Source organism: Vibrio gigantis, from assembly GCF_024347515.1.
GTDB lineage: Bacteria > Pseudomonadota > Gammaproteobacteria > Enterobacterales > Vibrionaceae > Vibrio > Vibrio gigantis.
This window is the reverse complement of sequence record NZ_AP025493.1, coordinates 492,945-514,322: the sequence shown is the minus strand read 5'-3', so window position 1 is coordinate 514,322 and position 21,378 is coordinate 492,945. Positions and strand designations below refer to the sequence as shown.

Annotated in this window: 22 protein-coding genes; 9 read left to right on the top strand and 13 right to left on the bottom strand. The window is 42.9% G+C overall.

The genetic code is table 11. The annotated features are described in order from the left end of the window. The first annotated feature begins 35 nt into the window (after positions 1-35). Positions 36-1,409 carry a sensor histidine kinase gene (locus tag OCV56_RS18400; protein WP_086714152.1) on the top strand — a complete coding sequence of 458 codons (1,374 nt, stop codon included), beginning with the start codon at positions 36-38 and terminating at the stop codon, positions 1,407-1,409. Positions 1,410-1,473: 64 nt separating this feature from the next. Here the strand turns inward: OCV56_RS18400 and OCV56_RS18395 are convergent, their stop codons facing one another. Further along, on the bottom strand, positions 1,474-1,938 hold the full coding sequence (locus tag OCV56_RS18395; protein ID WP_086714153.1) for an exoribonuclease R: 465 nt from the start codon (positions 1,936-1,938) through the stop codon (positions 1,474-1,476). A 158-nt stretch (positions 1,939-2,096) separates the two neighbouring features. After that, a complete protein-coding gene (locus OCV56_RS18390; protein WP_086714202.1) occupies positions 2,097-3,026 on the bottom strand; it encodes a DMT family transporter in 930 nt (309 codons plus the stop codon). Between the two features lie 149 nt (positions 3,027-3,175). Here OCV56_RS18390 and OCV56_RS18385 point away from each other — a divergent pair, with 149 nt between their 5' ends. Next, the gene (locus OCV56_RS18385; protein ID WP_086714154.1) at positions 3,176-3,634 is read left to right on the top strand and encodes an Lrp/AsnC family transcriptional regulator; all 459 of its coding nucleotides are present in this window, start codon (positions 3,176-3,178) and stop codon (positions 3,632-3,634) included. Between the two features lie 168 nt (positions 3,635-3,802). Here OCV56_RS18385 and OCV56_RS18380 read toward each other — a convergent pair whose 3' ends face one another. Next, positions 3,803-4,045, bottom strand: a complete 243-nt coding sequence (locus tag OCV56_RS18380; RefSeq protein ID WP_017062621.1) for a hypothetical protein — start codon at positions 4,043-4,045, stop codon at positions 3,803-3,805. Positions 4,046-4,313: 268 nt separating this feature from the next. Beyond that, on the bottom strand, positions 4,314-4,889 hold the full coding sequence (locus tag OCV56_RS18375; protein WP_086714155.1) for a hypothetical protein: 576 nt from the start codon (positions 4,887-4,889) through the stop codon (positions 4,314-4,316). A gap of 96 nt (positions 4,890-4,985) precedes the next feature. On the opposite strand from OCV56_RS18375, the gene OCV56_RS18370 reads away from it, so the two are divergent. From OCV56_RS18370 to phaC, 5 genes are all read left to right on the top strand, one after another. After that, positions 4,986-5,663: an SH3 domain-containing protein gene (locus OCV56_RS18370; protein WP_086714156.1), complete on the top strand. Its 678-nt coding sequence runs from the start codon at positions 4,986-4,988 to the stop codon at positions 5,661-5,663. A gap of 584 nt (positions 5,664-6,247) precedes the next feature. Beyond that, positions 6,248-6,988, top strand: a complete 741-nt coding sequence (locus OCV56_RS18365; RefSeq protein ID WP_086714157.1) for an SDR family oxidoreductase — start codon at positions 6,248-6,250, stop codon at positions 6,986-6,988. Positions 6,989-7,014: 26 nt separating this feature from the next. Next, positions 7,015-8,226 (top strand): acetyl-CoA C-acetyltransferase, encoded by a 1,212-nt coding sequence (locus OCV56_RS18360; protein WP_086714203.1) that lies wholly within the window; start codon positions 7,015-7,017, stop codon positions 8,224-8,226. Positions 8,227-8,357: 131 nt separating this feature from the next. After that, a complete protein-coding gene (locus tag OCV56_RS18355; protein ID WP_086714158.1) occupies positions 8,358-8,705 on the top strand; it encodes a phasin family protein in 348 nt (115 codons plus the stop codon). Positions 8,706-8,780: 75 nt separating this feature from the next. After that, on the top strand, positions 8,781-10,592 hold the full coding sequence (phaC, locus tag OCV56_RS18350; RefSeq protein WP_086714159.1) for a class I poly(R)-hydroxyalkanoic acid synthase: 1,812 nt from the start codon (positions 8,781-8,783) through the stop codon (positions 10,590-10,592). A gap of 125 nt (positions 10,593-10,717) precedes the next feature. Here the strand turns inward: phaC and OCV56_RS18345 are convergent, their stop codons facing one another. From OCV56_RS18345 to napF, 6 genes are all read right to left on the bottom strand, one after another. Further along, a complete protein-coding gene (locus OCV56_RS18345) occupies positions 10,718-10,855 on the bottom strand; it encodes a TIGR02808 family protein (RefSeq protein ID WP_004731329.1) in 138 nt (45 codons plus the stop codon). An 11-nt stretch (positions 10,856-10,866) separates the two neighbouring features. Continuing rightward, a complete protein-coding gene (locus tag OCV56_RS18340; protein WP_009845456.1) occupies positions 10,867-11,448 on the bottom strand; it encodes a NapC/NirT family cytochrome c in 582 nt (193 codons plus the stop codon). A 29-nt stretch (positions 11,449-11,477) separates the two neighbouring features. After that, complete coding sequence (locus tag OCV56_RS18335) at positions 11,478-11,939, bottom strand: nitrate reductase cytochrome c-type subunit (RefSeq protein WP_017062614.1); 462 nt, start codon at positions 11,937-11,939, stop codon at positions 11,478-11,480. A gap of 125 nt (positions 11,940-12,064) precedes the next feature. Next, a complete protein-coding gene (gene napA, locus OCV56_RS18330) occupies positions 12,065-14,554 on the bottom strand; it encodes a periplasmic nitrate reductase subunit alpha (protein ID WP_086714160.1) in 2,490 nt (829 codons plus the stop codon). Further along, positions 14,551-14,856, bottom strand: a complete 306-nt coding sequence (locus OCV56_RS18325; protein WP_019824440.1) for a chaperone NapD — start codon at positions 14,854-14,856, stop codon at positions 14,551-14,553. Before OCV56_RS18325 ends, napA begins: the two co-directional genes overlap by 4 nt. 23 nt (positions 14,857-14,879) lie before the next feature. Beyond that, the gene (napF, locus tag OCV56_RS18320) at positions 14,880-15,359 is read right to left on the bottom strand and encodes a ferredoxin-type protein NapF (protein WP_086714161.1); all 480 of its coding nucleotides are present in this window, start codon (positions 15,357-15,359) and stop codon (positions 14,880-14,882) included. Positions 15,360-15,612: 253 nt separating this feature from the next. Between napF and narQ the strand changes: the two genes are divergently transcribed. Both narQ and OCV56_RS18310 read left to right on the top strand, forming a co-directional pair. Beyond that, complete coding sequence (narQ, locus tag OCV56_RS18315) at positions 15,613-17,343, top strand: nitrate/nitrite two-component system sensor histidine kinase NarQ (RefSeq protein WP_086714162.1); 1,731 nt, start codon at positions 15,613-15,615, stop codon at positions 17,341-17,343. Then, positions 17,330-17,962, top strand: coding sequence for a response regulator (locus tag OCV56_RS18310; protein ID WP_086714163.1), 633 nt, complete (start codon positions 17,330-17,332; stop codon positions 17,960-17,962). Before narQ ends, OCV56_RS18310 begins: the two co-directional genes overlap by 14 nt. A gap of 171 nt (positions 17,963-18,133) precedes the next feature. Here the strand turns inward: OCV56_RS18310 and dcuC are convergent, their stop codons facing one another. From dcuC to OCV56_RS18295, 3 genes are all read right to left on the bottom strand, one after another. After that, positions 18,134-19,501, bottom strand: coding sequence for an anaerobic C4-dicarboxylate transporter DcuC (gene dcuC, locus OCV56_RS18305; RefSeq protein WP_009845449.1), 1,368 nt, complete (start codon positions 19,499-19,501; stop codon positions 18,134-18,136). Between the two features lie 450 nt (positions 19,502-19,951). Continuing rightward, positions 19,952-20,458, bottom strand: a complete 507-nt coding sequence (locus tag OCV56_RS18300; RefSeq protein WP_086714164.1) for a hypothetical protein — start codon at positions 20,456-20,458, stop codon at positions 19,952-19,954. Continuing rightward, positions 20,451-21,155, bottom strand: coding sequence for a winged helix-turn-helix domain-containing protein (locus OCV56_RS18295; RefSeq protein ID WP_086714165.1), 705 nt, complete (start codon positions 21,153-21,155; stop codon positions 20,451-20,453). Before OCV56_RS18295 ends, OCV56_RS18300 begins: the two co-directional genes overlap by 8 nt. Positions 21,156-21,378 lie beyond the last annotated feature (223 nt).

The following is a 21,378-nucleotide window of genomic DNA, read 5'->3' as shown; positions in this document are numbered from 1 at the left end:
CGCATCCTAAGATAAAGAGCCATCGAGGAGAGAGCATGAGTTTCAAATCGCGTTTAGTGCTATTTACCAGTTTGTGGTTTCTGCTCGTGAGTGTGGTTATCGCCTATACCTATAATTGGCAAAAAGAGACCATAGAGCAGAGAACTAAACAGAGCTTACACAAAGAGCTCGCGGTTCACATGCGCGATGATAACCCTCTGATGATTGGCACGGATTACAACCCCAAAGCCCTCAAGTCCATATTTCACACTTTGATGTTGATTGGCCCCGACTTTGACATCTACTTTCTCGATAGTCAGGGAAATATCACGACGAACGCTGCCCCAGAAGGCACAGTGATGGCCAGCCAGATAGACTTAGCACCAATTAAACAGTTCTTAAATGGCGAGCCCTATCCGATTCTGGGCGAAGACCCGATCAATCCGGGATCTCGTAAGGTATTCTCCGTTGCTGCGATTGAAGAGTTGGGTTCCACGGTAGGGTATCTGTACGTGTTGATTGGCAGTAATCGTCATACCGTGATTGCCAATTCACAAGTCGATACACCTTATATGGCGCTAGCAGGGCTTATGCTTATCTCCATCTTAGGTTTTGCGATTGGCGCTTACCTGCTCGTGAAGCGCAGCCTTTTAAACCCTATCGAAGAAGTGACGAACAAACTGCAGCAGCAAGCAGAGCAAGATTTCCGTCTTGACCCCAACTTCATTCATCAAGTGCCAGAGCTAGTGCCAATTGCTCGCTCTTATCAGTTGATGGCGAAACACATTCAGCAGCAATTCTTACAGCTTGAGTATCAGTCGTCCCACCGCAGACAAAGCTTATTGCAATTAAGCCATGACCTGAAAACACCGTTATCAAGTGTGTTGGGTTACTTAGAAACATGGAAGATCCAAAATCCATATTCAGACCCACTGATTGATGTGGCATACCGGAATGGCAATAAACTGTCTGAACAACTGCATTCGCTGCTCGATAGTGCCAAGAATGACAATCCTGTCCCGACCTATCAATACGTGTCGATAGATTTGAACGAGTTGCTGAGTGAGTGCTTAGAAACGATTCAAAGTCAGTACCACCATAAAGATGTCGAACTTAAGGTCGACATGCCTGATGGAGTAAAAGCGGCCGGTGACAGTGACTTGCTTGAAAGGTTGATTTTGAACTTGCTAGATAATGCGTTGAGGCATAGCCCAAATGGTACTGCAGTTTCACTGAGTGTTGATTTAGAGACGGATTCGAAGCGGGTGAGAGTCGTGATTCACAATGAGGTAGAGCAGGAAGCACCGAATGGCTCTTTGGGCATAGGAACCAAAATTGCGCAGTCGATACTGATGCTGCATCATAGTGTGTTAGAAACAACAAAGGCAGAGAACTCATTTCAGCAAAGCTTTTATTTGCCTTCGATATAGTTCTTTCTGCCTTTGGGATTTACTGGCCTACTTTTGAATTGCAGCGTGTTATGTAGAAATGACGTTATGCGTCTTTCTTCTCTTCATTACCTTCATTCACTTTTGCGTAGAAATGAAGCAACTCAGTTAACTCTTTAACCCAACCGAATGCATCTTTTGGTGCGTTCTTTAAGATCTTCTCAACTTTATCACAGTGCACTTCGATTGCGATTGCTTCTTCAAGGTTGAAAGATATTGAATAGAAGTGCCAAAGCAGTAGGCGAGTCATGCGCTCGATATTCTGTTGTGAGTTGTCTGACTCAGAGAAGGCTAGGTTTACTTCACCAAGCGCGATAGCCGTCATTCTTAACATTGCGTCGAATTTTGCAGATTGCATGCGTTCTTCACTGGTGACTTCTTCTTGCTCGAACGTAAATAATTCCGTCATTGCATCTTCAGGAACAAGGCGATGAATCATTCTTAAACTAAATTCTTCTAGTTCATGGCGAGGCATGGTGATCAAGCAATTTAAGGTGTAGTCGCGTTGCATGGTGTTCTCTTGGATCGGCAAAAAGGTCGGACAGTTTAATGGAGAAGTGAGCTTAGAAAAAGCAGATTTTAGATAAGCCTACCTTTGTAGGCTTATCTGGCTGCGGCATACCTGAAACCTGGCCATCGAACCGCTTGAAATGGTGCAGATTATCGGCGTTACGCTTTGTTATGACTTGGCGGTCGGTATTGCATGGATTGATCGTTTCTCATGAAGATATTGCTCGCGACTAAGCTACCGATGCAAATTGAACCAAGGGCAAGCCAGGTCATCGCATCTGGGATTTCGTTAAAAAATGGAATTGCTAATAGTGTCGCAACGGCAGGTGTTGCACTGCCAAAAGCGGCTGAGCGTTCAGCCCCTAATGTATTAACAGCATATAAATAAGTGAACGCCGCTATTAAACCCGCTCCAACACCTTGTACTGCTGAATGAACGGCAAGCTCTGCATATGGCCAATTAGCGATTGGTGTGTCCATTAGGTGGCTTGGGAGCGTGCCTGTTAAGATAAGGACAAGTAGCAGCAAAGTAGAGCAGAGAGAAATAAAACCCGCACTGATTAACGCATTAAGGTTGGCGACACGGGCTGAGATAGTAAAAGTCGCCCACATTAAGCTTCCGCACAAAAACAACAAATGACCTTTGGTGTGTTCAAAGTTGAAGCTACTTAAGCTCTTTCCTAAAAATAACAGTATGCCGAGCAAAACTAGGCTTAAACCTACAACACGGTGACGGCTAAGTGGCTGCTTAAAAAAGAGTACTGCAATTCCTGTGACGAACAGAGGAAGTGTTCCCGGAACTAATGCACTGCCATGTGATACCGGAACAAACTGCATGGCCGTTCCTGCAACAAGTAGATAAGGCAATCCGCTACCCACAAACATACCTGTTAGATATCGTGTAGGAACGACTGCAATGGCGCTACGAGCTTTCCACACTATAGGTAGTAACACCAAAGCGGGTATGAGAAATCTTGTGAGAGCGATATCTGCAGGTGTTAAATCTGAATTCGCGCCGCCTTTAAGAGAAAGGAAAAAGCTCGCCCAAATGAGCAGAGTGACAGTAATAGATAGATAGCCAAGGTTCATAAAATAAAAAGAAAGTGGATGATGGCTCATTATGAGATAGTTGTTGTGCCACAGGTTGGCAAGTTTTGGTCTAACTTGAATCATTGTTGATGATCTTTGCTAATATTTGTTAAATTATTAACGGATCTAACTAATGTTTGGTGTTGACTATGGATAGAATTGATAGGCATCTTCTCGAGCTGCTACAAAAAGATGGCAGGCTAACCACGGCTGAATTAGCGGATGAAGTCGGGTTATCTGCGTCACCGTGCGCGAGGCGCATTAAAAGACTTGAAGAGAAAGGTATCATCGACGGTTATCGCGTGAGCTTGTCCCGAGAAAAAGTGGGTGTGGCGATGAGTGTGTTTGTCGAAGTGAGCCTAAACAACCACCAAGAAGTGTCGATCGATAAGTTCGAAGGTGCCATTGTCGAGATGGAAGAGGTGATCAGCTGTCACGTTGTATCTGGTGCTTATGACTACCTGCTAGAAGTGGTTAGTCCGAACTTAATGGCCTATGAGGCATTTACAAGAAAACTTCAAAGGCTCTCTAACGTGAAAGATATTCATACTCACCTTGCGATAAGGCAAGTAAAAGGCAATGCGTCACTGCCAATTTATACTGATTAAGCGAAAATAGAGAAGCTACACAGCGGAGAAATGAGCTGAAAACGAAATGACACGATCTTTAAGCAGAAGCACAGTCAGTATCAAAAAATTATTGATCAGTTGTTAGGTATAGGCAATAAAAAACGGAGCACCTTATGAAAGGTACTCCGTATATAATAGGTGCAAAACTTAGTGATACTTAAAGTTGGAGATTGAACAATCCCCGGTTTGTGCATTAATCCTGAATGAAAAAGCATGTGAATGATAATCCACACCGTCATTCCAAATTGTCTCTCCAAATATCTTACATAGCTCTAGCTCACTTACTGAACCGAACTCTTCCATGTGTTTAGCTACAGATAAAAGTTTACCTCTTATCTCTGCAGTCCATTCCGTGTTACTCAAGCAGTTGAAAGCCATAGTTTTTTGCATATTACCTAGCCAAAATGTTTCTTGTTATTAAGTTATATGAATAATCATGATAACAATTTTCTGGCGTTTGTAAATCTATTTTGTGATGAATATCTCACATACTTGCTTGCATTGGTCGGAAATTGAACTTCATTGTTGATAGTTAGAACATTGGTTTTACAACTTATTGATAAAACATTGATTAACGACTTATTAGAATGTTTTGTGTGGAAATGAACATATTTATCGGAAAAGTCCAGTCGATAAGTGAGGTAATATAATGGCGATTTCAGTTTGATACATCGTCTTTTGGTTGGCTTGTGCTGCGTGCTTCATCAATCATCCTAGCTTCTCTTCGGTATTTTGAAGACAGCTGACGGAATTTTTCACTGAGTGTCTGGAGATCTCGGGAAAGTGATTGTGAGCTTTGTATGTGCAGCTGCGCACTTTCTGCCTGACGCGTGAGTTTTGCTTTGGTGCAGTGTTTGGCGATGGCCTGCCACGAATACGCTAGAGACTGAGCGCCTTCAAGCTCAGTAGAAACAAGGTACGCCTGTTGTAATAAAATCTCAGAGACGTCATAAGCGGTATTCATATGACTATTGAGCTGTACATTAAACCTTTCTTCGTACTTTACCCAAAGCTCAATGACCTGCTTTTCATTAAAGTGTTTAGATAACAATGTTTGTGACTCATAGGTCGAGAGAACTTGGTTGAACTCGTTGGTGTATTGATTATAGCGACCTTCAAACGAGAGCTGACGATCTAACAGTATTTGCCAGTTTTCGCGGTCACAATGATTCGCTAGAGCGACATTGGCACTCAAAGGTAAGCTTACAATGATAACCTTCCCCCAGAAACTCATGACTTTCCTCTATTTACCGTGCTCTCTATTGAGAGTATAGATGAGCAGCAGCATGAGTTGATGTACACTTGAGACATACCTTTAACGGAAGAGCTGGTGGATTTGATGAAAAAAGCGCTGATCGCTTTACTTGTATTGTTAATATTGGGCGGAGGAGGAGCGGCGTACTACTTCTTTGTTATGAAAAAAGACCCAACACCAGCAGAGAAAACCGAAGAGTCCGTTGAAGAAGTTGCTCAGCCTGAAGCTAATTTAAAACCGATCATGGAACTTAAACCTGAGCCAGAGCAGACAGAGTTTTACGTTCTGGATAGAAAGCTTGAAGTGGTAGAACAGCCGGAAATTGATGGTTTGATAACAGATTACCTCTACAAAGGCGAAAAAGTCGAAGTGCTCGAAAAGCAGGGTGAATGGGCACGTATCTCAGATTACATCGTTCTAAAAGAAGGCGGGCCACAGACAGCCGAATGGGTTTCGATGTCTGGCCTATCGAATGATGAAGTGATTATTTCCGAGAAAGAAAGCATAGAGATATTGGATTCATATTTGGTTAAATCCGACGATCTGAAGATCCATAAAGAGAAGTTCCGCAATACGGTTGCAGAGCTGATCTCCGATGGAGAATGTGACCCAAGTGACTTCGAGGAATTAGGTGGTTGGGTGAAATCGGTGAAGTACAGTGACCGAGATGTCTATTTTATCTATTGTGGTGGACTGTCTCTTGAAAATAAAATTTATTTAGATGTAAATACAAATGAAATATTTACTAAGTAATATCTACTTCGATACTAATGTCATATGTATTAATAGCGATTAGCCTTTCTATTTATTGATTTAGATTGAAAGCCCACTCTCTTGAGAGTGGGCTTTTTTATTGCCTATTCACTTTTATTCATCTAGTCAGAATGTTAGCCAGTGTGATTTTAACATTTACTTATATTGAGTTCGATATAGAAAGACCCCGATAGATTTATTAATAAGGAATAATAAGCTCTCTATTATTTCCACGATCAATTGTTTAGTTTTCCAATATTGCATTCTTCTTGAAACACGTTATAGAGTGTTGTTTTATTCATAATAAACAAAGACTTATCGGCTTGGTGATATAATTGAATTTAAATAAACCCTATTTATATCAGTGGTTTGGCAGAGTTTACATTAGCGCAACATTTCATGGGTTTTGGGATGTAAGTCAAATTTCCAGCCTTAACATGAAAATATTTTTTATTTGTAATAATACTTTTTGATTTTGAGATGTAGGGTTTAATTAAAGCAACACGTAAAGTTTAATTATCGACTAAGACATTATCTTATTAACATCATTGTTATTTAATTGCTTGTAAGGGATGGAACCATTAATGAAAAAACTTGCTTTAATTACAGGATCAAAAGGCGGTATCGGCTCAGCAATTTCTTCTAAATTAGTCGCGGATGGCTATCGTGTTATCGCGACCTATTTTACTGGGAATTATCAGTGCGCACTGGATTGGTTTAATGAAAAACAATTTACTGAAGAGCAAGTGAGATTGTTTGAATTAGATGTCACCAACACCGCTGAATGTGCACGAAGCTTAAGCAAGTTGTTAGAAGAAGAAGGCACGGTGGATGTTTTGGTCAACAACGCCGGTATTACTCGTGACAGCGTTTTCAAAAAGATGGATGCCGAAGCTTGGAAAGAGGTGATTGAGACTAACCTCAACAGCCTTTTCAATGTGACACAGCCTCTGTTTGCACCGATGTGCGAAAAGGGCAACTGCCGAGTCATCAACATTTCGTCAGTGAACGGTCTTAAAGGTCAGTTCGGACAAACTAATTATTCCGCAGCAAAGGCTGGAATGATTGGTTTTTCAAAAGCACTCGCTGCTGAAGGCGCAAGAAGTGGTGTGACAGTAAACGTTGTTGCCCCTGGCTATACAGGCACGCCTATGGTTGAGCAAATGAAGCCTGAAGTCCTTGATTCAATAAAAAACCAAATCCCAATGAAACGTCTAGCGACGCCTGTAGAAATTGCAGACGCAGTGGGCTTTTTAGCAAGTGAATCAGGCGCATACATTACAGGCGAGACATTGTCTGTGAATGGCGGCTTGTACATGCACTAATAAGTAAAACTTAAGGGGATTGAATGATGGAAAAGGTATTTATTGTTGCAGCAAAGCGTACGCCCATTGGCGCGTTTACAGGTTCGCTCAAGAACGTGTCAGCAGGCGAATTAGCTGGGGTCGCGATTAAAGGTGCACTAGAGGCTGCAAACCTTCCGCTAGATGCGGTTGATGAAGTGATCGTCGGAAACGTGATTTCTGCTGGGCAAGGCATGGGCGTAGCGCGTCAAGCTTCAATCTACGCAGGCCTTGCAGAAGAAACACCAGCGTACGGCGTCAACATGATTTGTGGCAGTGGCATGAAGTCAGTCATGGATGCCGCGGCGCACATTAAGGCGCAAGACGCTGAAGTGGTGGTTGCTGCCGGTGTTGAAGTGATGTCTCAAATCCCTTTTGTGGTTCCGTCAAGTATTCGTAACGGACACAAGATGGGCGACATTTCGATGAAAGATCTGTTGGTAGGTGATGGTTTAACGGACGCGTTTAACAATTACCACATGGGCATGACGGCTGAAAACATCGCGAATGCATTGAACATTTCACGCCTTGCTCAAGATAACTATGCGTTAGAGAGCCAACAGAAAGCGGTTGCGGCAATCGAAGCAGGTAAATTCACAGAGCAAATCGTGCCGGTTGAAGTGAAGCAGCGCAGACAGACTGTCACTTTTGATACTGATGAGTATCCGAAATCTGACGCGACATTCGAAGGCCTACAAAAGCTTCGTCCGGCATTCGACCGTGAAGGGACCGTAACGGCGGGCAACGCTTCGGGAATCAATGATGGTGCGAGTGCAATTATCTTGGCATCAGAGAGTGCCGTCGCGAAATACGGACTAACACCACTGGTTGAGCTAAGCAGTTACGCACAATCTGGCTTAGACCCAAAAATCATGGGATTAGGCCCAGTGGAAGCGGTATCGAAAGCGCTCCACAAAGCTGAACTCACACTCGAAGAGATCGATTTGTTTGAACTGAATGAAGCCTTCGCAGCACAAGCGCTTGGTGTGATGTATCAGCTTTCTGAGCAGCACGACCTGCCTTTAGAGGCGTTCAAACCTAAGGTTAATGTGAATGGTGGAGCGATCGCGCTAGGCCATCCTCTAGGAGCTTCAGGCAATCGAATTATTGTTTCACTTATCCATGAGATGCTCGAACAAAAGACAACTTATGGTGTTGCTTCACTCTGTGTGGGGGGAGGAATGGGAACCGCTGTTTTGCTCAAAGGTATTGACGGTTAGAAACTGATATATCGATGGCAAGCTTCAAATATCGGGTCAGCTTTTCAAAGCATCGCGAGTTAATCGATGAAGGTTAGCTGAAACGATAGTTACACAAATTTATTAAACTATGTATTCATCAGGAGTTACTTATGTACACGGATATTTTCAAAACAATTACTGACCAAACTGAAAAGCAATTTGAACCGTACTTTAAGTTCAACAAGTTGGTTGCAAAGAACGTCCAAACGATGACAGAACTGCAAATGAATGCGATGCAGACTTACACGGACATGGGTCTTGCACAAATGAAAGCAGTGACTGAAATCAAAGACGTGACTAGCCTAACGGCTTTCAACAGCCAGCAACTAGCAGCACTAACTCAACTGTCTCAACAGATGATGAGTGATAGTTCAAAGCTTCAAGCTGTGGCTAAAGAGTTTAAAGAAGATGTTGAAACACTAACAACTGAAAACTTGAAAACAGTTACACCTGCATAAATTTAATCGCCATCGAGTTAGCGCAGTGTTTACTGTGAGGCTCGGTGGCGATTTTCCGATTATTGGAGTCATGTTATGTTTCAACACTTCTTTTCGGACTACCTTGTTAAACTTCAACAAACAAACCAGCAATGGTGGGAAAGCTTTGAACAAAACAAGGAAGCCGCGCAATCTCCCCTAAACCAAGCGATGCAAGAATTGAACTTTGATGATGCATCAAAAATCTTCGAGCAAGCCGCCAACCAACCAGCCGTTTTACTTCAGTTGCAATCTCAATGGTGGGAACAACAACTTAAGATCTGGCAGAATGCCGCTCTGATGGGAAATACTGAGAGCGTAATCTCAGAAGATCGCAGCGATAAGCGCTTTATTGATGACGCGTGGAAAAACGACCCGTTTTATAGCTTTATCAAGCAATCTTATTTGTTATTCAGTAAAAGCTACATCGATACCATCAACTCGATCGAAGGTATTGACGATAAAACTAAAGAGCGTGTGGCGTTCTTTTCACGCCAGGCAATCAATGCTCTCTCTCCAAGTAACTTTATTGCAACGAATCCAGAGTTGATGAAACTGACGCTTGAGCGAAATGGTGAAAACCTTCTCGATGGGTTAGAGCAATTGCAAGCAGACGTTGAAGCGAGCGCCGATATACTCAAGATCCGTATGACCAATAATAACGCCTTCCGATTGGGTGTGGATGTTGCGAACACTGAAGGTGATATTGTTTTTCAAAACGAGCTGTTTGAACTGATTCAATACTACCCTAAGACACCGCAGGTCAATGCAACGCCTTTGTTAATCGTTCCGCCGTTTATCAATAAGTACTATATTCTTGACCTTCGTGAGAAGAACTCGATGGTGCGTTGGTTGCTTGAGCAAGGACATAGCGTATTCATGATGTCTTGGCGCAACCCAGGTGAAGCGCAGAAAGATACAGAGTTTGGTGACTATGTCACGGAAGGCGTGGTTAAAGCCGTAGCTGCGATTGAAGACATCACAGGTAAAGAGCAAATCAATGCGGCTGGTTACTGTATTGGCGGTACGGTGTTGGCTTCCACAGTTGCTTACTACGCTGCGAAACGAATGAAAAAGCGCATCAAAACCGCGACGTTCTTTACCACCTTACTGGATTTTTCCCAACCGGGAGAGGTTGGCGCGTATATCAATGAGACCATCATCAATGCAATTGAGAAACAGAACGACGCCAAAGGCTATATGGATGGTCGCTCATTGAGTGTAACGTTCAGTTTGCTGCGCGAAAACAGTTTGTACTGGAACTACTATATTGATAACTACCTCAAAGGCAGCAGCCCGATGGAGTTTGATCTTCTGTACTGGAACAGTGACAGCACAAACGTGGCAGCCAAGTGTCATAACTTCTTGCTGCGAGATCTGTATCTTGAAAACAAATTGGTTCAAGACAAAGGTGTGAAAGTGGGCGGTGTTTGGATTGATCTCAATAAGATAAAAATACCGAGTTACTTCATTTCAGCCAAAGAAGATCATATTGCGTTGTGGCAGGGGACTTACCGTGGTGCATTGAACACTGGCGGCAATAAGACGTTCGTGCTTGGCGAGTCTGGTCATATTGCGGGCATTGTTAACCATCCAGACAAGAATAAGTACGGGTTCTGGCTGAATGACAGCCTAGACGATTCGGCAGGCGAGTGGCTAACTAATGCTACTCATCATGAGGGTTCTTGGTGGACACATTGGAATCAGTGGTTACAGGGTTTTGAAGTTGACGAAAAAATCGAACCTTTCAATCAAGGCTCAGAACTTAACCCTGTGATTGGTAAAGCGCCGGGTAGCTATGTAAAACAGGTGCTTCCTATTGTCGATAAAGAGGCTGCAGAGAAAGAAGCTCAGGCAAAAGAAGCTTAAGGTGCTAACTCACACGATAGTAAAGACATTCAACATCAGATAATAAAAAAGCCACTGAAATCAGTGGCTTTTTCGTGTCAATTCATATCAGAAGTAACTGCTAGAAGTTGACATGTTCTCGATTGTTAATCGATTTCTTTGTCTTTAGTCATAGATAAAAGCCAAAGAGAAACGGCTGCAACACCTGCGAAGCCGCCAAGAATGATAACTGGCATAGCGCTGTAACCTAGGATGTGCCAAATTACGCTTTCTAAAGTACTCATTCAATCGCTCCTTATTGCCAGCCTTCAACGCCGTGCATGTCTGGTAGTTTGTGTGCAATACCTTTGTGACAGTCTACACACGTTTTTTCACCAGAAGCTAGCGCAGTCGAGTGTTGTTTCGCACTACGAGGGCTCTGCTCTGAGAAGTCCATGTAATCGAACTGGTGACAGTTACGACACTCAAGTGAATCGTTCTTTTTCAATCGAGCCCATTCGCGTTCTGCTAGGTGAGCACGACGTGCCTTGAACTTTTCTTCGGTATTGATGGTTTTCGCAATAAAGTGTGCATATAGCTCTTTAGATGCTTGAACCTTACGAACAATTTTATCTGTCCATTCATGAGGTACGTGACAATCTGAACAGATAGCACGAACACCAGAACGGTTAGAGTAGTGAATTGTCTCTTGGATTTCAGCAACGATAGGTGCGTGACAGCCAGAACAGAATTCTTCTGTGTTGGTCGCCTCCATACCCGTGTTGAATGCACCCCAGAACAAAAGACCACCCGAGAAACCCAAGAATAAAACAACGCCTACGGCTGCTTTACTTGGCGTCGCGAGTCTTTTCCAAAACGCTTTAAGTAATTTTATCATATATAGCCTCTCTTACAGTCCGGCTACGATTAACGCAGTGAATCTACAGGTTTGAACTCGTTCTCAACTAGTGGCTTAGCATTAGCTTGAGGTACGTGACACTGTAGACAGAAGTAACGACGAGGTGATACGTCTGCAAGTACCGCATCTTCACGGTTCATGTAGTGAGTTACACTCACTTTAGTAGCACCCATTTCTTTTGCGTTTTTCCAGCTGTGGCAAGAAAGACACTTGTTAGCGTTAAGAGAAACTTCATAGCTACGAATAGTATGAGGCACTAGAGGTGGTTGGTACACGTAGTCACTCTCAAGTACTTGGTCACGAGGGAACTTTTTGAAGTCATCTGCTGCGCGAGTTGCTTCAAGTTCACTTGCACCACGTAGAGATTCTACGCCACCAATGCCGCCTGGGTTATCCAGCTCAGCTTCAGCTTGAACTGCACCAGCTAGCAAAAGACCAGCTGATAGTAGGGCAGTAATCAGTTTTTTCATGGTTAATTTCTCCGCCTAAAGGCTAATTCTTTGAGTGGACTACTTCTTTCAAAAAGTAACGAAAAAAGTAGTCGCAATATTAAATACGTTAGATCTTGTATCTAGGTTCTAAAAGCGCTTGGCTATTAAGAAACCTTAGTGATCTTAACTGGACACTTCTTGTAATCCGTCTGTTTAGACAGAGGATCCGTTGCATCCAAGATCAACTTGTTGATCAGAATTCTTGCATCAAAGAATGGTACGAATACCAAGCCTTGTGGTGGACGGTTACGGCCACGAGTTTCAACACGAACGCGTACTTCACCACGTTTGTTTTCGATAAGAACTTCATCACCACGGCGAAGGCCACGAGCTTTAGCATCTGCAGGGTGGATGTAACAAAGTGCATCCGGTACTGCTTTGTAAAGTTCTGGTACACGACGAGTCATAGTACCTGTGTGCCAGTGTTCAAGAACACGACCTGTACATAGCCACATATCGTATTCATCGTTTGGTACTTCTGGTGGCGCTTCGTATGGAGCATTGATGATCAGTGCTTTACCGTCTGGCTTGCCGTAGAAGTCCCAATCAGAACCTTTCTTAGCGTATGGATCTGAACCTTCTTTAAAGCGCCATAGTGTCTCTTTACCGTCAACAACAGGCCAACGTAGACCACGAACTTGGTGGTAGCGATCGTATAGTGCTAAATCGTGACCGTGGCCGCGACCAAAGGCTGCGTATTCTTCGAATAGACCTTTTTGAACGTAGAAACCTTGAGCTTGTGCGTCGTCGTTAAGCTCTTGAGCTTCAGACAGTGGGAATGCATCAACGTTGCCGTTTTTGTAAAGCACGTCGTACATCGTTTTACCACGATGCTCAGGTGCTTTAGCAAGAAGCTCTTCGCCCCAAACTTCTTCAACAGTGAAGCGTTTAGAGAACTCCATGATTTGCCATAGGTCAGACTTCGCTTCACCTACAGTTTTAACTTGTTGGTACCATGCTTGTGTACGACGCTCTGCGTTACCGTAAGCGCCTTCTTTTTCGATCCACATTGCTGTTGGAAGGATAAGGTCAGCAGCTTGAGCTGTTGCCGTTGGGTACGGGTCAGAACATACAATGAAGTTGTCTGGGTTACGGTAACCTGGCAGACGTTCAGTGTTGATGTTTGGGCCAGCTTGCATGTTGTTGTTACACATTACCCAGTAAGCGTTGATCTTACCGTCTTTAAGCATACGGTCTTGAACAACAGCGTGAGCACCTGGTTTCGGTGGGATAGTGCCTTCTGGAAGTTTCCAGATGTCTTCTGCAATCTTACGGTGTTTAGGGTTAGCAACAACCATATCTGCCGGTAGACGGTGAGAGAACGTACCAACTTCACGAGCTGTACCACACGCAGATGGTTGGCCAGTTAGTGAGAATGGGCTGTTACCTGGAGTAGAAATCTTACCTGTAAGAAGGTGGATGTTGTACACAAGGCTGTTCATCCATACGCCACGAGTATGTTGGTTCATACCCATAGTCCAAAGTGACATTACTTTGATGTTTGGATCTGCGTATTGCTTAGCTAGCTTGATAAGGTCGTCTTGAGATACACCTGACATTTCAGACGCTTTCTCTACTGTGTATTCAGCAACAGAAGCTTTGTACTCTTCGAAGCTAATATCAGTCATTTTGCCTGAGTTAGGATTCGCAGCTGCTTTCTGTAGTGGATCATCGTCACGAAGACCGTAACCGATGTCTGTCGTTGCTTGCTTGAAGTGTGTGTGCTTCTTCACGAAGTCCCAGTTAACTGCATCGTTTTGAATGATGTAGTTTGCTACGAAGTTCGCAATAGCAAGGTCAGACTGAGGGTTGAAGATGTAACCAGTGTCAGCAAGCTCGAAAGAACGGTGGTAGTAAGTAGACAGTACGTTTACTTTAACGTGTGGGTGGCTTAGACGACGGTCTGTAATACGAGTCCATAATACAGGGTGCATTTCTGCCATGTTTGAACCCCACAGTACGAATGCGTCTGCGTGTTCAAAGTCATCGTAACAACCCATTGGCTCATCGATACCGAAAGTACGCATGAATGCGCCTACCGCTGAAGCCATACAGTGACGAGCGTTTGGATCGATGTTGTTTGAACGGAAGCCCGCTTTCATCATCTTAACGGCTGCGTAGCCTTCCATTACTGTCCATTGGCCTGAACCGAACATACCAACACCTGTTGGACCGTTCTTCTTCAGTGAAGCTTTCCATTTCTCAGCCATTACGTCGAAAGCTTTGTCCCAAGATACTGGTGCGAAATCACCATCTTTATGGAACTCACCATCTTTCATACGCAGTAGGGGAGTCTCAAGACGGTCTTTGCCGTACATGATTTTTGAAAGGAAGTAGCCTTTAATACAGTTAAGGCCTTTGTTCACAGGAGCTTCTGGGTCGCCTTGAGTTGCGACCACTTTACCATTTTGAGTACCTACTAGTACCGAACAGCCCGTACCACAAAAACGACAAGGCGCTTTATCCCACGTGATTTTTGTTTGATCAGAGCTAGCAATCAGGTTGGTTGCTGTTGCCGGTAGAGTTACACCTGCAACGGCTGCCGCTGATGCAGCTGCGTTTGCTTTCACAAACGCACGTCTTGTCATTTTCATACTTCACCCTCAAGTTGAGAATTGTTGCTTCCAGTTTCTAAATCCGTTTCGTCCAGTCCAGTTTCGATTTGGTGATAAACCAAAGCTGTCCCTAAAACGTTCGTAATATTATTAATTTCTTCGATGGTATCCGTTACAAAACCTTGGTTTTCGGTTTCTAGGACCACTATGATTTTGCCTTCAGGGCTACTGCCGTAAATCTCTGCATTATCGAACTGCTCGATTTGTGCTTTGATCTCGTCTAGATGCTCTGGGCTCACATGCACGACTAAACTTGATATATGCACTTCATTTAGTGCCATAAATTGCTCTCGTTATTTTTGTTTTATGCATTACTCACAAGAATAGCTGAAGTAGGGCAAACTGCTACGCAGGCTCCACAACCGCTACACTCATCTAACTTGATTTTTGGTAGAGCAACACTGCCTGCTCTAAGTTGAAATTGAATGGCCATAGGTTCACACATGTCACCACAGCTTCGGCATTCAACATTTTGTTTCGCTAAGCACTTATCAGAGATATGTGCTTTTGCTTGCCAAGGCTCTCCTTGCTTTGGCTTAAAAATAGGTTCGGGACAAACATCTGCACATTGATAGCAGAACGTACACTCATCAATAGAAAAATCGACAGTGGGGAAACCACCATCGCCTACAATGATTATCTTAGTCTCACAATTCTCGATGCACTTACCACAGCGAGTACAGTCATCTGTAAAGCTTTCTAGGTTGTTAATCCAAGGCAAACGAATCTGGCTTGAATCCACTTTTCTTCTAGAGAACAGACGGCGTTTTGATAGATCTACCACTAGATACCTATAGATGTTGCTAAGATGTTGTAATTGTAGGCCATTATTTCATTAATATCTTGTAATTTGTCCTCATAAGTAGTGTAGTTTTAGAAACAATTGTATAAATACCCCCTAAGGGCTAATTGGGGGCATATATTGTCTTAGATCAATAAATTACGGAGCGAGTGATCACATATTGAATGGAGCTATGATTTTTGATGTGTGACAATACGATATCGCTGACAAGTCATTTATCAATAGGAAGGCACTTTTGCTTATAAAACCGGTTTCATCTGTCACGAGCACAATAGCAAAATCATTGCTTTTTATACTGCTGTTGTCGGTTGCTACAACTGGCTTTGCCATCTTTACTTTGGCTTCAAGTTTAAATGATGCGGAAGCGGTTAACGTGGCTGGCTCAATGCGTATGCAGAGCTATCGTTTAGCCCATGATATTCAAATAGAATCCGTCGATTACGAATCCCATATTCGTGAATTTGAAAGTTCACTTTATTCGCCATCTATGGCCAACTTGGTCAGTTGGGATGTTCCAACTGACATCACAGAAGATTACTATTTAATTATTGGTCGTTGGCATGAACTGAAACAAGTATTGAACAGTGAAGACCGTCAGCACTACCTTGTGTTGGTTGAAAACTTCGTTGCAGAAATCGATGGCTTTGTTTTTAAACTGCAAGAGTTCTCTGAAGACAAATTGATAAAGTTGGCATGGGCTGGTGGAATTGGCTTAGGTGGGATTCTCGTCATATCTCTTTTTGTTGTTCATTTTGTCCGTAAACAAGTTGTTAAGCCTTTGCATGCACTCGTTAGGGCCAGTCAACGAATAAAAAACAGTGATTTTGAGGTGGAATTAAAGGTCACCAATAATAACGAACTAGGTATTTTGACTAAAACGTTTAACTCGATGGCCAAAGACTTAGGAGTGCTTTACCGAAATCTAGAAGATGTTGTGGATGCTAAGACGGTTGAGCTGCAAAACGCCAACCAATCGCTACAGGCTTTGTATCATTCTTCACAAGAGCTCACCGTAACACGTATCGCCCCAGAGAACTTCCGAGCTATCCTACAGCACCTCGTGAGCTTAGAAGGGATAGAGTCGTTAAGGCTTGAGATTGCCGATAATTCGGGTCGTTCGTTGATTATGGACGAAGGGTATGATTCCAACTTGGACTATGAAAAGTTTGAAATGAAGTTGGATGATAACGAGCTTATCCTAGGCTATTTATATTGTTCATATCATCATGGTCACTCAACCAAGACGCTGATTGAGAGTTTTATCCAACTCTTATCACGAGCGATCTATTATAATCGTGCGCAGAAGAAGGCAGAACAGCTTATTATAATGGAAGAGCGCGCCACTATTGCGCGTGAACTTCATGATTCATTGGCTCAATCACTGTCGTATTTGAAAATCCAAGTGACTTTGTTGAAGCGCGTGATTGGCAAATTGCCAGAACAGCAACATCGAGAGCAATCTGAACAAATAGCGTCGGAAATCGGCAACGGTTTAGCGGATGCCTATACTCAATTACGAGAGTTGCTCACAACCTTTAGGTTGACGATAAAAGAGGGCAATTTCGGAGATGCTTTAAGCACCATGCTTGAAGAACTCAGTGAAAGAACAGATGCAAAGATTAACCTCACCAATACTCTTTCATCTATAGAGCTTGATGCACATAGTCAGGTTCACTTGCTTCAATTGATTCGCGAAGCAACAATAAACGCAATAAAACACGCCAATGCCGACTTGATAGATGTATGCTGTATCGATGAGGACGGTGAAGTATTAGTCGTGATTAAAGATAATGGAGATGGCTTTGACTCTAGTAGTTCCAAGACGAACCACTACGGGATGAGTATTATGCAGGAGCGTGCGGCAAGACTGAATGGCGACTTAACGATTGAAGCGGCTCAAGGTGAAGGCTGTACAGTCATATTGAAATATAAAAGTTTGAAGGAAGTTAAAGTTGACGATTTGTAAAGTAATGCTGGTTGATGATCATCCATTGATGCGCAGAGGTATAAGCCAATTACTGAGCTTTGAAGATGAATTCGAAGTGATCTCAGAAGCAAGTAACGGTACTGAAGCGGTCGCTCTTGCCCATGAAGAAGAACCTGATTTGATCCTATTGGATCTTAATATGAAAGGTATGTCTGGACTTGATACGCTGAAAGCACTTCGTACTGATGGTTCAAGCGCTAACATCGTTATTCTCACGGTTTCAGATAGCCCTGCAGACATTGAAGCGATTGTAAAAGCCGGCGCTGATGGCTACTTGTTGAAAGACACAGAACCAGATGAGTTAATCGAATTGCTTAAGCAAGCACACAGCGGTGACAAGGCTTACAGCAGTGTGGTTGCTCGTTACTTAAATGACGCTGGTAGCCGCAATGATATCTTCGACCAACTGACTGAACGCGAAATGCAAATCCTTCAAGAAGTCGCGAAAGGTTACCGCAACAAGCAGATAGCAGATCACCTGTTTATTTCTGAATCGACAGTTAAGGTACATATGAAAAGCTTGCTGAAAAAGCTGCAAGTGCCTTCTCGTACTGCTGCAACGGTTTTGTATCTAGAACGCTATGGTGAAATGAAGTAGGGCTTGTTCCTTTGAAATAAAACTATTTCAAGCCTTACTGTTTAAACATACCTCGATAGTTTTAACGATGCAGAGAAAGTAAAATTAAAAAAGGCGCTGAACTTATTAAGTTCAGCGCCTTTTTGTTTACGCATTTTATACCTGTTTATTACTTTGCTCGAGGCTTTGTAATTAAGCAGCCATTGGAACCAATACAAGCGTACCGAAGATAACTGTGATAAGACCACAGATTACTGGTACAGAAGTACGTTTAACGACTTCAAATGGGCTGATTTTACCCATACCAGATGTCGCTACGATTACACCAGATACTGGCGAGATGGTACGACCTAGGTTCGATGCTTGAAGCATTGGGATGATTAGGAACGCAGGATTTAAGCCCATTTTCGCAGCCAATGACGGAGCCAGTTCTACGAATGCATAGAACGGTGCGTTACCAGAACCTGTCGCGATAGCAGCTGCAACCGTTAGACCTGTCAGGATAAGCATTAATGCGATACCGCCTGCGCCTGCCGATTCAGCAAGACCGATTAGGTTATCTATCGCGCCGATAGACATTAGACCTTGAGCAAATACGCCAGCCGCAACCAACAGCATTACCACGCCTTTGAATGCGTCAGCCATACCTTGGTAGCAAGAATCTAGGTCTTCTAGTGTTTTCTCGCCGTCAAACTTCTTAACAACGTAATCAATAACTGCACCCACGAAGATAGAACCTACCACAATGGTATAGATATCAAGTGAAAGCCCAGGGATAGTGCGTCCGTTGAATAGAAAAACGCCGATGATAGGTAAGAATGGAAGTGCAGCGTAGAAAGCCGGTGCGGTCGTTTCAATTTCAGAAACGTCTACTTTCTCCATTGGTGTGTTTTCTTTCTTATCTAGGTATTTGTTCCAGAAGAACGCCGCGCCTGCCATCACAATGATTGCACAGATAGAAACAGGCAATACCGTTTGAACCGCAAATACATCAAGAGACATGCCTGATTTTTCTGCTGCGATAACCACATCACCAGAGGTCGGTGAAAGAATAATTGCTGCTGGTGAAGCACAAACTGCAACTGCCGCTGGGCGAGAGATACCCATTGCCGTCATCATTGGGAATAGGGTCGCCATTAACAGCACACCAAGGCCTGTTGCAGAACTTACTGCTAGAGACATTAGACACGCTACGATGTAAGCCGCAACAAGAAGTACATAGGGAGACTTGATAGCCGCAAGTGGTTTAGAAAATTGCTTTACTACCACGTTGTTCGCGCCAATGTGAGTCATGTATGAAGCGAAACCACACAGAAGCATGATTTGCATGCCTAGGCCGCCCCCGCGGTATTGAAGCATGTACTTAACGAATTCTAGTGAGTCGGTAACCATGTTACCTGTTGAAGCTACCTTAGCTGGTAAAACTGTGTGGCCAATAAGGCCAGTAATAAGGAGTAGGGCAAGGCCAGCAGTTAATAATACGCCTGCTGCTTTATAGCCTTTCACAATAAAGTAACCAACAGCGATGGTAATCACTAATCCGATCAAGAGCTCTAACATAGAAATCTCCACAAAGTTTAAAAAATATAAGAAAGTGTTTCAGAATATGACAATGAATGTACAGAAAACTGCACTGTGGCACGAGGCATAGTTGAGGTTGATATGATCTAAGACAAACATTTTTTGCGATGTTAATTGTGGTTGTAAATCATGCATAACTACTGTTGTTTAGATGTTAATAAACAAATCATATCGTTTGCTAGAATATAGCTTGGATCACTTTTGTGGTGTGAGGTTGCATATGAAGGTTTTGATTTATAAAATTATGTTTTTTTTGGCTTAGTGGTAGAAATCAAAAGGAAAGGGCTATTTCTTACATTCAGGAAGGTGTTTTTTGATTCAAGAGATTAGAATCAGAAGATTAAAATCTGACGCCTGTTTAATTGGGAATTAGGCGTCAGAGTTAAGCCACACAAAAGTTACAGAGTTCGACTTGTTAGTGAGGGAAGGTTAGTTGATATTTACGTCCGGATCCGAAATTGAATATGCGGGCAAGTCAGCACATGCCACCTTTTTACAGAAATGAATCATTCCTCGCTGCGTCACCAACAACAGTTCTTTGTCGTTCAGTGGAATGTAGGTCATTGCATCGGAAGAAAGCACAGCACCTTCACTGATCATGACTTTCTCATAAAACGAGAGATCTCTATCTGGGATGATCTGTTCGTGTTGAGTTTCGTCTAGCGAAATATCGTGTTGAGTGACAACGTAAGTTCCGGACGATGTGAAACCAGCTTCTCTAGTCGAAACATATAACAGCTCGTAACTATTATTCTTCTTAAACTCAATATTCACCGAAGCTTGATTATAAATTATTTTTTCAGGTGGATTGACTACCGATGCTGTATTGGCCAAATAATGACCTTTAAGGTGTTCTTGCGGAATAAAGGTTGTTAACCAGCCGACCAAAATACCCAATAGAGCGACAATAACGAATATCTGCTTTTCTTTATTCACAAGTAACTCCTTTAAACTCGGCAGGGAAGCTCAGAGATTTTCCTGAATTATCGATGATGATTTTGCGCCCCTTATATTCGTAAAGCGTCACGTTGAATAACTCATTAAAAGTGAACTCCTCGGATTCAATCTTACAAGAGATAAAATGCTGGCCTACGAGATCTTCGCCTAGTCGGTTTCTATCTAAATAAGAAAACAGATAATGGGATAAACCTGCAGTCACAACAAATAATGCAACCAGTGCTAACATACTATTTGTTTTTTTCGGTGCGGCAGTTGCTTTGGTTGTTGAGCTTTCTGTCGTTGTACGGTCTTCTGGTTGTTTCGTTTCCTGTTTTGGTTGCGCTTGAAGTTTTCGCAGCGCGCGTTCTTTGTCTTGTGTCACTTGCCCTGCAAATCGGTACCCTTTACCGCGCTCAGTGACGATGATCATCCCGCTCTTATCTTCTAATGCTTTTCGGCAAATAGAGATGGTTTGCATTAGGCTGCCATCTTCAACGTATATGCCTTTAGACACCCACACTTGTTCAATAAGCACTTGGCGAGTGATTACCTCATTGGGTCTAGAGATAAAAAACTTAAGCAGCTCTGACTCATTAGAACCTATTGGGTAAGTACGGCCTGTCCTAAAGTGATGGATTTCACTCTCTTCTAAATTGACCTGTATATCATCATTGATAATAAATTCAGCAGACATCTGGGTTCTCATTGTAATAAGCGTTCTAACCTAAATATAACAAATATTACAACAAACATAAACTTACTGATTTCATCGTCTTTGATGCTTAAGTTTCTGAATTTAAATCGATTATTAGCCGAATTAGATTTCCTTATATACCTTTTTGAGGTTGTTTAATGCGGTTTCAGGTGCTTGCCGTTAGTAGCTATTGGATCATTAACGGGTGACGCTGATTTAGTGG